Source organism: Embleya australiensis (genome assembly GCF_051903075.1).
GTDB lineage: Bacteria > Actinomycetota > Actinomycetes > Streptomycetales > Streptomycetaceae > Embleya.
Genome location: NZ_CP182422.1, coordinates 742,361 through 755,880, shown reverse-complemented (window position 1 = coordinate 755,880; position 13,520 = coordinate 742,361). Strand labels below are relative to the sequence as shown.

The window sequence follows — 13,520 nt, the reverse complement described above, 5'->3', positions numbered from 1 at the left end:
GCGCGTTTCGGGGCATGTGAGAGGGTGTGGCCGACAGCAGGGAAGGAATCCGGCGGATCGCGCGGAGCACCTTCGGGCCCGGTGTCGAGGTGGGTTCGCGGCCGTATCGGACGCGGACCACACCTCGACGCCGGTACATCCGGAGGCGGCGGCGCGATGCGGCAACCCGGAGCGGTCCCGCCACTGTGAACGCACGCCCTCGGGCGGGCGTGAGCCAGAGACTTGCCGCTGTCCGGGACCCCGAACGCGGGTCCCGCCACCGACCAGGGCGTGGACACCCGAGGGAGGCCGACGGCGCATGCCTGCGTGCTTGATACCGATGTTTCCGGCGATCGTCGTACCGATGGGCACGGTACGGACATCCGACGGCGGATCGACGACGCCGGGCCGGCGCCGATGAGCGCCGCCTACCCGTTCTCCGCCATCGTCGGGCTGGCCGACCTGCGCCTGGCCCTGGTGTTGAACGCGGTCTCGCCCGCGGTCGGCGGGGTGCTGGTGCGGGGCGAGAAGGGCACCGCCAAGTCGACCATGGTGCGTGCGCTGGCGAGCCAGCTGCCCGAGGTCGCGGTGGTGCCGGGGTGCCGCTTCTCATGCGAACCGGTCCGGCCGGACGAGCACTGCCCCGACGGCCCGCACGATCCCGCCGTCGGCGGCGTCTCGCGCGCCGCGCGTCTGGTGGAACTGCCGGTCGGCGCCAGCGAGGACCGGCTGGCCGGCTCGCTGGACATCGAACGTGCGCTCACCGAGGGCGTCAAGGCGTACGAACCCGGGCTGCTGGCCGCGGCGCATCGGGGCGTGTTGTACGTCGACGAGGTCAACCTGCTGCACGACCACCTCGTCGACCTGCTCCTGGACGCGGCGGCGATGGGTACCTCGCACGTGGAGCGCGAGGGGGTGTCCGTGCGGCACGCCGCGCGGTTCCTGCTCGTGGGCACGATGAACCCGGAAGAGGGCGAGCTGCGGCCGCAGTTGCTGGACCGGTTCGGGCTGACCGTGGAGGTGGCGGCGAGCCGGGAGCCGCGCGAGCGGGCCGAGGTGGTGCGGCGCCGGTTGGCGTACGAGGCCGACCCGGACGGGTTCGCGGCGCGGTGGGCGGACGAGGACGCGGCGTTGGCCGGCCGGATCCTGGCCGCCCGGAAGGTGCTGGCCGACGTGCGGTTGCCGGACGCCGAGCTGGAGCGGATCGCCCGGGTGTGCGCGTCGTTCGAGGTGGACGGGATGCGGGCGGACCTGGTCACGGCGCGTACCTCGATCGCGCTGGCCGCCTGGCACGGGCGGACCGAGGTCACGGCGGAGGACGTGCGGCAGGCCGCGCTGTTGGCGCTGCCGCACCGGCGGCGACGCAATCCGTTCGACGCGCCCGGGTTGGATGAGGCGCTGCTCGATGAGGCGTTGCGGGATCCGGAGGAGCCGGAGCCCGAGCCGGAGCCGGAGCCGGACGGGGATGGGCCGGACGGGGGCGGGGAGCCGCCGGCGGGGGCGGATGGGTCGCAGCGGTCGGACGGTGCGGACCGGGCGGATGGCTCGAACGGGGCGGACGGCTCGGATCGGGCGGACGGGTCGGGGGGCGACGGGTCGAAGTCGACCGAGGCGGCGCCGAGTTCGGCGCCCGGTACCGAGGATGCTCCGGTGGCGGGGGCGCCGGGCGGTTCGGACGGTGGGCGGGAGCAGGCCGCGGTGGCGGCGGCCGAGCCGTATCGCACCCGGCTGTTCGCGGTGCCCGGGGTCGGGCAGGGCGCGGCCGGGCGCCGGTCGCGCGCGCGGACCGCGAGCGGGCGTACCACCGGCGCGCAGGTCGCCGCGGGGCGGGTGACCCGGCTGCATGTCGCGGCCACGGTGCGGGCGGCGGCGCTGCACCAGAAGGCGCGCGGACGTACCGGCGCTGGGCTGCTGCTGCGGCGCACGGATCTGCGTGAGGCGGTCCGGGAGGGGCGCGAGGGCAACCTGGTGCTGTTCGTGGTGGACGCGTCCGGGTCGATGGCGGCGCGCAAGCGTATGCAGGCGGTCAAGGGCGCGGTGTTGTCTCTGCTGCTGGACGCCTATCAGCGGCGGGACAAGGTCGGGCTGGTGACCTTCCGGGGCGCGGGTGCGTCGTTGGCGTTGCCGCCGACGTCGTCGGTGGAGATCGGCGCGGCTCGGCTGGCGGCGTTGCCGACCGGGGGGCGTACGCCCGTGGGGGCCGGGTTGTTGCGGGCGCACGAGACGCTGCGGGTGGAGCGGCTGCGGGATCCGCTGCGTCGGCCGCTGCTCGTGGTGGTCACCGACGGGCGGGCCACGGGTGGGCGGGACGCGCTGGGGGAGAGCCGGCGGGCGGCTCGGCTGTTGGCGGCCGGGGGTGTCGCGTCGTTGGTGGTGGACTGCGAGAGCGGCCCGGTGCGGTTGGGCCTGGCGGCCCGGCTTGCCGGGGATCTGGGCGGGCCGGTCGTGACGTTGGACGAACTCGCGGGGGAGGGGCTGGCGGGGCTGGTGCGGGATGTGCGCTCGGTGGCGTGACGTGGTTGGTCCTCACGCGGTCGGGCCTGGGGGCCGGGTGTGGTTGGCCGGCCTGCCGGTCCTTACGCGCCGGACGGGCTGAGATTGGTGCGTTGGGTGGTCGGGCTGCGGTTCTCGGGTGCCTCCGGTGGGTGTCCTCAAGCGCCGGACGGGCTGGGGTTGGGGCTGGTTCGGGCTTCGGGAGCCGGGCTGCGCCCCGCCGGTCCTCAAGCGCCGGACGGGCTGAGATGGGTTGCGTCGCGCGGGTCGGGTTGCGGATTTCGGGCGCCTGCGGCGAGTGTCCTCAAGCGCCGGACGGGCTGGTTTTGGTTGCGTTGGGCGGGTCGGGATGTGGTTCTCGGGCGCCTGCGGCGAGTGTCCTCAAGCGTCGGACGGGCTGGTTTTGGTTGCGTTGGGCGGGTCGGGATGTGGTTCTCGGGCGCCTGCGGCGAGCGTCCTCAAGCGCCGGACGGGCTGAAGGTGGGTGGGTGTTTGCTGCGGGTGTTTTTGAGCGCCGGATGGGTTGAATCGGTTGGCCTGGGGCTTTGCTTTGGGTCTTTGGGTTGAGGGAGAGCGTTGTGCCGCAGGGAGTTCCCGTGCATGTGCCGGCTGATGGGCTGACTACGCGTCAGCGGCGGAATCGGGCGTTGGTTGTTGTGCATACCGGGGCCGGCAAGGGGAAGTCGACGGCCGCCTTCGGGCTTGCCCTGCGGGGGTGGAATCAGGGGTGGGCGGTCGGGGTGTTCCAGTTTGTGAAGTCGGCCAAGTGGAAGGTCGGCGAGGAGAGTGTGTTGCGCACCCTCGGGCGTCTGCACGACGAGACCGGGGAGGGTGGGCCGGTCACCTGGCACAAGATGGGTGAGGGCTGGTCCTGGATCCAGCGCGAGGGCACGCAGGAGGACCACGCGGAGGCGGCTCGGCAGGGCTGGGAGCAGATCAAGCGGGACCTGGCCGCGGAGACGTATCGGGTGTACGTGCTCGACGAGTTCACCTATCCGATGAAGTGGGGCTGGGTGGACGTGGACGAGGTGGTCGCGGTGTTGCGGGATCGACCCGGCAGCCAGCACGTGGTGATCACCGGTCGCGACGCCGATCCGCGCCTGATCGAGGCCGCCGACCTGGTCACCGAGATGACCAAGATCAAGCACCCGATGGACGCCGGGCAAAAGGGTCAGCGGGGTATCGAGTGGTGAGTGCTCCGCCGCGGGTGGTGATCGCCGCGCCCGCCTCGGGGCATGGGAAGACCACCGTCGCCACCGGGCTGATCGCCGCGTTCACCCGACGCGGGGACGTCGTGTCGCCGCACAAGGTGGGGCCGGATTACATCGATCCCGGGTATCACGCGTTGGCCGCCGGTCGGGTCGGGCGCAACCTCGATCCGTTCCTGGTCGGGGAGGAGCGGATCGGGTCGCTGTTCGCGCATGGCGCGCGCGGTGCCGATCTGGCCGTGATCGAGGGCGTGATGGGGCTGTTCGACGGCGCCGCCGGGCGTGGTGGATACGCCTCCACCGCGCATGTCGCGCGGTTGCTCGGCGCGCCGGTGGTGCTGGTCGTGGACGCGCGGGCGCAGAGCCGTTCGGTGGCCGCGCTCGTGCGCGGGTTCGACACTTTCGAGCCGGCCGTGGGCGTGGCCGGGGTGATCCTGAACCGGGTCGGCTCGGACCGGCACGAGAGCATGCTGCGCGAGGCGCTGGACGAGATCGGCATGCCCGTCCTGGGCGTCCTGCGCCGGCACGACTCGATCGCCAAACCCGCCCGCCACCTGGGCCTGGTCCCGGTCGCCGAGCGGCAGGCGGACGCGGTGCGCACCGTGCAGGCGCTCGGCGAACTGATCGCGCGCAGCGTGGACTTGGCCGCCGTGCGGCGGATCGCGGCGGGTGCGGGTGCGTTGCCGGACGCGCCGTGGGACGCGGCCCGGGAGGTCGGCGGCCCGGTTGCCGGGCGGCCGAGAATCGCCCTCGCGGGCGGCTCGGCGTTCACTTTCGCCTACGCCGAGACCGCCGAACTGCTGGGCGCGGCCGGGGCCGAGGTGGTCACCGTCGATCCGCTGCGCGACGAGCGGTTGCCCGAGCGGACCGCGGGCCTGGTGGTGGGCGGTGGGTTTCCCGAGGTGTACGCGGCCGAGTTGGCGGCGAACGCGACGCTGCGCGCGGACGTGGTGGCGCTGGCCGGGCGCGGTGGGCCGATCGCGGCGGAGTGCGCGGGGCTGCTGTACCTGGCCCGGAGCCTGGACGGGGCGCCGATGTGCGGGGTGTTGCCCGCCGACGCGCGGATGACCGAGCGGCTCACCCTGGGCTATCGCGAGGCGACGGCGGCGCACGACTCGGTGCTCGCGGCGACCGGACGGGTGGTGCGCGGACACGAGTTCCATCGCACCACGCTCACCCCGAGGGCGGGCGACCGGCCGGCGTGGAGCCTGGGGGAGACGGGCTTCGAGGGGCATGTCGTGGGGTCGGTGCACGCGTCGTACCTGCACACCCACTGGGCGGGCGCGCCGGACCTGGCCCGGCGGTTCGTCGACGCGTGTGCGGCGGCTGCGGGGACGGGTGTGACCTCGGGGGCCGGGGAAGGAGTCACTCTCGGTGCGTGATCGGCGCAACCTCGGGTGGGGGAGACGACGTCGTGTCGGGTACGGGCGCCCGGTCATGGGCGCCGCCGCAGGTCCGCGCGGAACCTCCCCCGGGGTTCGGCGCGGTGAGGGGGGATGGCCATGGCTGATCGGGTGACCGTGATCGGGTACGACGGCGGGCCGCTGTCGGCGCCGGCCGTCCAGGCGCTGCGGGCGGCGACGTTGGTCGCCGGGCCGGAGCGGGTGTTGGCGGCCGTCGAGGTGCCCGACGGGGCCGAGCGGGTGGTGCTGGGCAACGTACACGTGGCCGCGCAGCGGATCGGCGCGCATCGCGGCATCGCGGTGGTGCTCGCGATCGGTGATCCCGGCTTCTTCGGGATCGTGCGGTTGTTGCGCCGGCCCGAGTACGGCCTGGAGTTGGAGATCGTGCCCGCCGTGTCCTCGGTTGCCCTGGCGTTCGCCCGGGCCTCGATGGCGTGGGACGACGCCCGTGTGGTCAGCGCGTTGGGCCGGGACGTGCGTCGGGCGGCGAATCTGTGCCGGGCGTTCGGCAAGGTCGCGGTGCTGACCGGTTCGGGTGCGGGGCCGGCCGAACTGGCCGCGCTGCTCACCGATGTGCCGCGCACGTTCGTGGTCTGCGAGCGGCTGGGCACCGAGGACGAGGAGATCTCGATGGTCTCCGCGGAGCACGCGATCGGGCACGAGTGGTCCGACGTGGACGTGGTGATCGTGATCGGTCCGGCGCCGCGCGCGGGCGCCGCGGCGGGCTGGTTGGCGGGCGAACGGCCCGGTTTTCCGGGGCCGGTGCGCGGCTGGGCGCTGGCCGAGGAGTCGTACGCGCATCGTGCGGGCGCGATCACCCGCGCCGAGGTGCGCGCGCTCGCGGTGGCCCGACTCGGGCCGCGGCTCGGCGATCTGGTCTGGGACGTCGGCGCGGGCAGCGGTTCGGTCGGTGTGGAGTGCGCCCGGCACGGCGCCGCGGTGGTCGCGATCGAGCAGGACGCGTTCCGGTGCGACCTGATCGCGGAGAACGCCTCCCGGTTCGGCGTCGAGGTGCAGGTGGTGCACGGCAAGGCACCCGAGGAGCTGGCCCGACTGCCGCTTCCCGACGTGGTGTTCGTCGGCGGGGGCGGGCCCTCGACGCTGGCGGCGTGCGCGGCGCGGCGTCCGGAGCGGATCGTCGCCGCGCTGTCCGAGGTGGATCGGGTGGCCGAGGCGCGTGCGGTGCTGGAGCGGGCGGGTTACACGGTGGACGGCTGTCTTTTGCAGGCCTCGCGGTTGTCGGCGCCGAGCGGTGGGGCGCTGGGGTTGGAGCCGGCGCACCCGGTGTTCTTGGTGTGGGGGGATCGTTCTTGACGGGTGATCGGCGGGCGGATGATCCGCGGGCGGGCGACGCCCGCGGATCGGTCGACTCCGGGGCGGACGCCCGGGTGTGGGTGGTCGGGATCGGTGCGGCGCGCGGGGTCGGCGCGGAGGAGGTGCGCGCGAGCGTGTGCGCCGCGTTGGCGCGGGTCGGTGCGGCGCGCTCGGCGGTGCGCGCGCTGGTGACCGTGGCCGCGCGGGCGGACGAGCCGGGCCTGGTGGCCGGCGCGGCGCTGCTCGGACTGCCGCTGTACGCGCGGCCGGCGGCGGAATTGGCCGAGGTGCCGGTGCCCCATCCGTCCGAGCGGGTCCGGGCGGCGGTCGGCACGTCGAGCGTCGCCGAGGCCGCGGCCCGGCTCGGTCCGGTACCGGGCGCGCCGGCGGGCGAGTTGGCGGTGGCGAAGACGCGCGGCGTGGGGGCGCGTCCGCGCTGTACGGTGGCGATTGCCCGTCACGTGGGGTCGACGGGTGGTGAAGTGGACCGACATACGTCGTGATCGGTGCAGAGTCGAGCCGACTCGGCGCTGTGGTGGTCGAATTCGTATGGTGAATCGATCGGGAAGTGCTCGCTCGCGATCAACGCCGGGACCCCGGCCGTCGCAGCGGGCACCATCACCACCATCATGGACACGAACGACACGGGCGGGGCAGGGACACCGGGCGGTGACGCCGGGCAGGGGCACGGGAAGCCGGGAAAGCACGAGCATGGGCAATGACGCGATGACGGACCCGGACGGGCCCACTCCCGACGAGCGGGACGGCACGTCGGGCGCGCGCGTGAGCCCGGACGTGGACCTGCGCCATCACGGCGACGCGGAGATCGGGCCCGGCCTGGTCGACCTCGCGGTCAACGTGCGGCTCGCGGAACCGCCGTCGTGGCTGGTGCACCGACTCACCGCGAGCCTGCGCGACCTGGCCGCCTACCCCGACACCACCCGCGCCCGCGCCGCGATCGCCGCCCGACACCGGCGCCCGATCGCCGAGGTGTTGCCCACCGCGGGCGCCGCCGAGGCGTTCGTACTGCTCGCCCGCACCCTGACCCCTCGGCACGCGGTGGTCGTACACCCGCAGTTCACCGAGCCCGAGGCGGCACTGCGCGCCGCCGGACACACCGTGGACCGGGTGCTCCTCGACGAGCGCGACGGCTTCGCGCTGGACCCGGCGCGGATCCCCGCATCGGCCGACCTGGTCGTGCTCGGCAACCCCACCAACCCCACCTCGGTGCTGCACCCGGCGGCCACGATCGCCGCGCTCGCGCGCCCCGGCCGAATCCTCGTGGTGGACGAGGCGTTCGCCGACACCGTCCCCGGCGAACCCGAAAGCGTGGCCGATCGGCGCGACCTGCCCGGGCTCGTCGTTGTGCGAAGTCTCACGAAAACCTGGGCGTTGGCCGGACTTCGGATCGGTTACGTCCTGGCTTCCCCGGATCTGGTGCGCATCCTCACGGACGCTCAGCCGTTGTGGTCGGTGTCGACACCGGCGCTGATCGCCGCCGAGGCGTGCTGCACGCCGGAGGCGCTGGCGCAGGCGGAGGCGTTGGCCGTTACGCTCGCGGCTGACCGTTCGTACCTCGTGGAGAGATTGCGCACGGTCGCGGGGATGCGGCTACCGGTCGTTCCCCGATCCTCGTTCGTGCTCGCGCGGACCGAGGGGGGCCCAGAGATCCGCGAGCAGCTGAGGGAGCGAGGCTACGCGGTTCGGCGGGCCGACACCTTTCCGGGCCTGGGCCCGGATTGGCTTCGGATCGCGGTGCGGGATCGTGCCACGACGCTGGCCTTCGCGGCTGCCCTGGAAGGAGTAGTTCGATGAGCGAAGCCGACGAGCGCCGACCTGCCGGGGAGGGCGCGGGCCCTGCCCCCGCCGGGCACGCCGCCGGCACCGGTCCGGTCGGGGAACCGGCCGGTCCGTATCCGTACGACGATCTGGACGACGAGGACTCGCTGTTGATGCCCGGCCCGCAGGCCGGTTGGGCCGACCCGAACGTACCGACGGCCCCCGGGATGTCGCTGGCCGACCGCATGGTCGCCGCCGGTGAGGACGCCTCGGGACAGGGCCCGGTACCGCCGGTCGAGCAGGCGTACGACGCCGTGCCCGGCCCGCAGTCCGGCATGTTCGCCGCGATGATCATCGACGAGCCCGAACTGCCGGAGACCTACGTCGAGCCGGCCGCGCCCATGACAGCCGGTCAGATTCCGTATCCGCCCGGTCCGATGACGCCGCATCAGGAAGTTCCGCAGCCGGTGCAGGGGTTCGGCCCGGGTGCGTACGGGGTGGCGCCGGGTGTTGCCGAGCCGTATCCGGCGCCGGCGCAGGCTCCGGGTGGGGCTGTGCCGGGCGCTGCCGAGGCGGCTGCGGGTGGGCCGGGCGCGGGTGCGCCGGTGCCGGTTCCGCCGCAGGCGGTGCCCGTGGTGCCGCCGCCGCTCGCACCGCAGTTCGTGCCGCCGGGTGCGGTGGTGGGCGAGTACGGGCCGGCGGCCGGCGCGGTGCCGGTGGGACAGGGTGTGGTCGGGCAGGCGCCCGAGGGTGCGCCGGTGGGTGCGCCCGGAGGGGCCGAAGCGGCGCCCGCCGTCAGTGGTGGTCGGTTGCGGCAGCGGGTGCGGGCGGCGCAGAGCGCGGAGCCGGCGCAGCCGGAACCGGAGTCGGTACAGGTGCCTGCGGCGCCGGATCGGGCGCAGGCGCAGCCGGCGGTTCCGGCCCAGGCGCCGGCGCCCGAGCAGTCCGTGGGTGGGAATCCGGTCGACACGCCGCCGTTCCCGGTGGCCGCCGCCGTGCCGCCGCGCACCACGCTGCCGCCGCGCCGGCAGCGTCGGGTGGGCCGTGGGCCGGTGCCGCAGCAGGCGGGGCCGCACAGCGGTGCGCATCCCGTGGGCGACGCGGTGAACACCGGCATCCCCGCACAGGGTCCGGCGGCGCAGCCGCCGTTGGCGGTGCCGGTGGTGCCGCCGCCGGCCGCGCCGCAGCAGGCCGCCGCAGGGGCGCCGCCGGTCGAGCAGGGTGTGTCGGTCGAGCAGGGCGCGCCGGTCGCGGCCGAGGGCGCCGTGGCTTCGGCTGCGCCCGTCGAGCGGGTCGAGCCGCCCGTGGTGGTCGAGTCGGCGGCGCCGGTCGCGCCGGGCGCTCCCGTGCAGGGGGTGACCGCGCCGGCCATACCGCAACCGTTGCCGGGTGTGCCGACGCAGGCGGCGCCGCCGAGGTTTGTACAGGCCGCGCCGGACGCGGTCGCGAGCGTGCTGGCGGGGGCCGCTCCGGCGGTCGCCCCGACGGCGGCGCCGACCGCCGAGCCGGTTCCGGCGCCCGCTGTCGCGCCGACGCCGGATGCCGGGGTCGCGGCACCGGCGGCGGGTGTCGCGTCGCCCGCGCCCGAGCAGGCCGCGGTCGCGCGGCCGGTGGCCCCCGTCGTGCCCGAGGGCACCGGTGGGCGTCGGCGGCGTCCGGAGCGGGCGGCGGAGGCGGCCGAGCAGGGGGCAACGCCGGCTGCGGCCACGCCGATCGGGCCGGTGGTGCCGCCGGAGCCGGCGGCCGTGAGCGAGGGCCCGGCGGAGGCGGCGGTCGCCGCTGCGCCGAGCCCGGACGAGGCAGTGGCCGTGGCCGCGCAGCCGGTTTCGGCTCCTGTCGGGCCGGTCGTGACGCCCGGGGAGGCGGCTCCGGCCGAGACCGTGGTCTTGCCCGCGGGTGGTGTGGTCGGCGGGCAGCCGGCTGCGGCGGCGCAGGAGCCGGTACCGGTGCCGGCGCCGGAGTCGTCGCCCGCCGTGGTGCCGACGCCCGACGTGCCCGTGCCGGTGGAGCAGCCGGCCGAGTCGGCAACGGCGGTTGTGGAAGCGCCGGTTGTGGAGAGCGTGCCGGCTTCGGATGTGGCGCAGGCGGCACCCGCCGCGGCGCCTGCGGCGAGTGGGCCGGTCGAGTCCGCGGTAACGGCGGGGCCGGTCGCCGAGGCTGCGGCGGACGCGCCGGGTGGGCCGGTGGTGGCTGCCGCCGCGCCGGAGGCGCAGGTTGTCGCGGCTGCGGCTGCTGCGGATGCGCCCGTGACGGTGCCTGCCGCACCGGATGCGCAGGCGGCGCCGGCGGAGGTCGCGGCCGGGGCGGCCGAGGCGCGGGCGGTGCCCGATTCGGGTGCCGTCGCGACCGTGCCCGCCGGTCCTGACACACCGGCGGTGCCGGTTGCCGAGGCGCCGGCGGATGTGCCGGTGCCGGCCGCCGTCGCGGAGGCCGAGGTCGTCGAGGCTTCGGCGAGTGTGTCCGCGGTGCCGCAGGCCGGGCCCGAGGGCGCCGAGGCAGCGGCCGGGGCGGCTGCGGGGAACGCGGCGGCCGATGCGGCTGCCGTGCCCGTGGTGCAGGCGTCGGTGAGTGCGGATGGGGCGGCTGCGCCGGTTGCGGCGGCCGGTTCCGAGGCGCAGGCGGTAGTGGCTGCGGTTACCGAGGCGGCGCCTGGCGGGGCGGATGCGGCGCAGGCCGTACCGGCTCCCGAGGTTCCGGCGAGTGCGCCCGTCGGGTCGGAGGTTCCGGCGAGTGCGCCCACGGCTCCGGCGGCGAACGTGCCGGACGCGCAGGCGGCTTCGGCCGTCGGGCCCGAGGCTTCCGGGGGTCCGGCGAGTGCGCCGGACGTACCCGGCGCGGATGATTTGGCGGCGCCCGTGGTCGTGAATGAGCCCGCCGAGACGGCCGGCGCCGACGTGCCCGCCGCTGCGGAGGCGCCGGTCGAGGTGCCGGCCGCCGCTCCGGTGCGTGTGGCCGGGCCGACCACGCGGGCCATCGCGGCGGAGCTGCTCGCCGAGGAGGTACCCGTCGAACAGCCGCCCGCGCCGGCCCCCGAGCCCGTCGCGGGGCCGGCCGAGGCCGACTCCGGCGCCGGCGTCACGCCGGCGGTTCCCCGTACGTCCGAAGAAGGCACCGTCATGCACGCCCCCCAGGTCACCCCCACCGCCGACGCCGAACAGCGGCCGCAGCCCGCGGTCGCCGCCGGGACCGGCGAGATCCCCAGGATCCCGCCGCCGCCGGCCGGGCCGGTCGGCGTGGTCGCCGACGGCGCGGTCGACGCCCCGGAGGCGACCCCGCAGCCGGATGCGGCCGGCGGGGCCGAGGGCGCGCCGGAGCCGGCGATCGCGGGCGCGCAGGCGTCGGCGACGGCCGAGACGGTGCTGCTGCCCACCACTCCCGCGGAGCCGGCGACCGCCGAGGCGGCGCAGCCTGCCGAGCCGGTGCAGGCGCAGGCCGCGGCGACCCCGGTGGCGGCCGAGGGCGCCGAAGGCGCGGACGGCGCCGAGGGTGTGGAGGGCGCCCGAGGCGCGGAGCCCGCCGAGGGCGCGGAGGCGGAGGTCGCCGAGGAGGAGGTGCCCGAGGTCGATCGTGGCCCCGCCGCCCCCGGCTACGACGACGCGGCGCGCGAGGCGGTGCACCGCGTCATGCGCGAGCGGCGCGACGTGCGGGCCGGATTCCGGCCCGACCCGGTGCCGGACGACGTGCTGGTCCGGGTCCTCGAGGCGGCGCACGCGGCGCCCAGCGTGGGCTACTCGCAGCCGTGGGACTTCGTGGTGATCCGCTCCGAGGAGACCCGGGTCACCGTCCAGGATCTGGCCCAGCGCCAGCGGGAGGCGTACGCCACCTCGCTGCCCAAGGCCCGGGCCAAGCAGTTCCTGGAGATAAAGGTCGAGGCGATCCTGGAGACCCCGGTCAACATCGTGGTGACCGTGGACGCCACGCGTGGCGGTCGGCACACCCTCGGTCGGCACACCCAGCCGCAGATGGGGCCCTACTCCAGCGCGCTCGCGGTGGAGAACCTGTGGCTCGCCGCCCGGGCCGAGGGCCTGGGAGTCGGCTGGGTGAGCTTCTTCGACGAGCGCGAGCTGGCCACGGCGCTCGGGCTGCCGGAGCACATCGACGTGGTGGCGTACCTGTGCGTCGGCTACGTGGACGCCTTCCCCGACGAGCCGGAGCTGGCCACCTCGGGCTGGGCCAAGGCCCGCCCGCTGTCGTGGGTGGTGCACGAGGAGACGTACGGTCGGCGCGGCCTGCCCGGCGAGGAGCCGGTCAGCCTGCTCGACGAGACGCTCCGGTCGGTGCGCCCGCTCGACGCCAAGGCGCTCGGCGCGGCCTGGGAGCACCAGCGGAACATGACCAAGCCGCCGGGCTCGCTGGGCATCCTGGAGACGATCGGCGCGCAGCTGTCCGGCCTGGCCCGGACGTTCCCGCCGCCGATCCCGGAGCCGGCGGCCGTCGCGGTGTTCGCCGGCGACCACGGGGTGCACGCGCAGGGCGTGTCGCCGTGGCCGCAGGAGGTCACCGCCCAGATGGTGGGCAACTTCCTCGCGGGCGGCGCGGTGGTCAACGCGTTCGCCAAGCAGATCGGCGTCGAGGTGTGCGTCGTCGACGTCGGCGTCGCCACCGAACTGCCGGACGCCACGGGACTGCTCCCGCGCCGGATCCGGCCGGGCACCGCCGACATGACCCAGGGCCCCGCGATGACCCGCGAGGAGGCGATCGCCGCCATCGAGGTCGGCATCGAAACCGCGCGGGACCTGGTCACCGCGGGCAACCGGGGCCTGCTCACCGGCGACATGGGGATCGCGAACACGACCGCCTCCGCCGCACTGATCTCGGTGTTCACCGGGGCCGACGTGGCCGAGGTGACGGGTCGCGGCACCGGGATCGACGACGCCACGCACCGGCGCAAGATCGAGGTGGTCAAGGCGGCGCTCGCGCGGCACGAACCGGACCCGGGTGACCCGATCGGCGTACTGGCCGCGATCGGTGGCCTGGAGCACGCGGCGATCGCCGGCTACATCATCGGCGCGGCGGCGCTGCGTGTCCCGGTCGTACTCGACGGCGTGATCGCGGGTGCGGCGGCGCTGGTCGCGCAGGCGATCGCGCCGGAGGCGGTGCAGGCGTGCGTCGCCGGGCACCGGTCGGCCGAGCCGGGGCACGCGGCGGCGTTGGCGAAGTTGTCGCTGCGTCCGCTGGTCGAGCTGGAGATGCGGCTCGGCGAGGGCACCGGCGCGGTGTTGGCCCTGCCCCTGGTGCAGAGCGCGGTGCGCGTACTGCACGATGTGGCCACGTTCGACTCGGCGGGAGTCAGTGGCAAGACCGACTGATATCGACTGATACCGACTGGTTCGGCTATTTTTCG

General features: G+C 75.5%; 7 protein-coding genes. All 7 read left to right on the top strand.

What is annotated here, in order from left to right:
* Positions 1-396: 396 nt before the first annotated feature.
* The 7 genes from ACMXN5_RS03155 to cobT all read left to right on the top strand — a co-directional run bounded on the left by ACMXN5_RS03155 (position 397) and on the right by cobT (position 13,485).
* Complete coding sequence (locus ACMXN5_RS03155; RefSeq protein ID WP_439677937.1) at positions 397-2,493, top strand: putative cobaltochelatase; 2,097 nt, start codon at positions 397-399, stop codon at positions 2,491-2,493.
* 557 nt (positions 2,494-3,050) lie between these two features.
* The gene (gene cobO, locus ACMXN5_RS03150) at positions 3,051-3,665 is read left to right on the top strand and encodes a cob(I)yrinic acid a,c-diamide adenosyltransferase (RefSeq protein WP_395786771.1); all 615 of its coding nucleotides are present in this window, start codon (positions 3,051-3,053) and stop codon (positions 3,663-3,665) included.
* The gene (locus ACMXN5_RS03145; RefSeq protein ID WP_439673882.1) at positions 3,662-5,062 is read left to right on the top strand and encodes a cobyrinate a,c-diamide synthase; all 1,401 of its coding nucleotides are present in this window, start codon (positions 3,662-3,664) and stop codon (positions 5,060-5,062) included. Before cobO ends, ACMXN5_RS03145 begins: the two co-directional genes overlap by 4 nt.
* A 120-nt stretch (positions 5,063-5,182) precedes the next feature.
* Complete coding sequence (gene cbiE / locus ACMXN5_RS03140; RefSeq protein ID WP_439673881.1) at positions 5,183-6,397, top strand: precorrin-6y C5,15-methyltransferase (decarboxylating) subunit CbiE; 1,215 nt, start codon at positions 5,183-5,185, stop codon at positions 6,395-6,397.
* Positions 6,394-6,900, top strand: a complete 507-nt coding sequence (locus ACMXN5_RS03135; protein WP_439673880.1) for a cobalamin biosynthesis protein — start codon at positions 6,394-6,396, stop codon at positions 6,898-6,900. The genes cbiE and ACMXN5_RS03135 overlap by 4 nt, the downstream gene beginning before the upstream one ends.
* A 208-nt stretch (positions 6,901-7,108) precedes the next feature.
* Positions 7,109-8,212: an Rv2231c family pyridoxal phosphate-dependent protein CobC gene (gene cobC, locus ACMXN5_RS03130; RefSeq protein WP_439673879.1), complete on the top strand. Its 1,104-nt coding sequence runs from the start codon at positions 7,109-7,111 to the stop codon at positions 8,210-8,212.
* Positions 8,209-13,485, top strand: a complete 5,277-nt coding sequence (cobT, locus tag ACMXN5_RS03125; protein ID WP_439673878.1) for a nicotinate-nucleotide--dimethylbenzimidazole phosphoribosyltransferase — start codon at positions 8,209-8,211, stop codon at positions 13,483-13,485. Before cobC ends, cobT begins: the two co-directional genes overlap by 4 nt.
* Positions 13,486-13,520: the final 35 nt, after the last annotated feature.

Bases quoted from the DNA above. Each gene is read 5' to 3' on its own strand.
- ACMXN5_RS03155 (WP_439677937.1), top strand. From the start codon at position 397: ATGAGCGCCGCCTACCCGTTCTCCGCCATCGTCGGGCTGGCCGACCTG.
- cobT (WP_439673878.1), top strand. From the start codon at position 8,209: ATGAGCGAAGCCGACGAGCGCCGACCTGCCGGGGAGGGCGCGGGCCCT.
- cbiE (WP_439673881.1), top strand. From the start codon at position 5,183: ATGGCTGATCGGGTGACCGTGATCGGGTACGACGGCGGGCCGCTGTCG.
- cobC (WP_439673879.1), top strand. From the start codon at position 7,109: ATGGGCAATGACGCGATGACGGACCCGGACGGGCCCACTCCCGACGAG.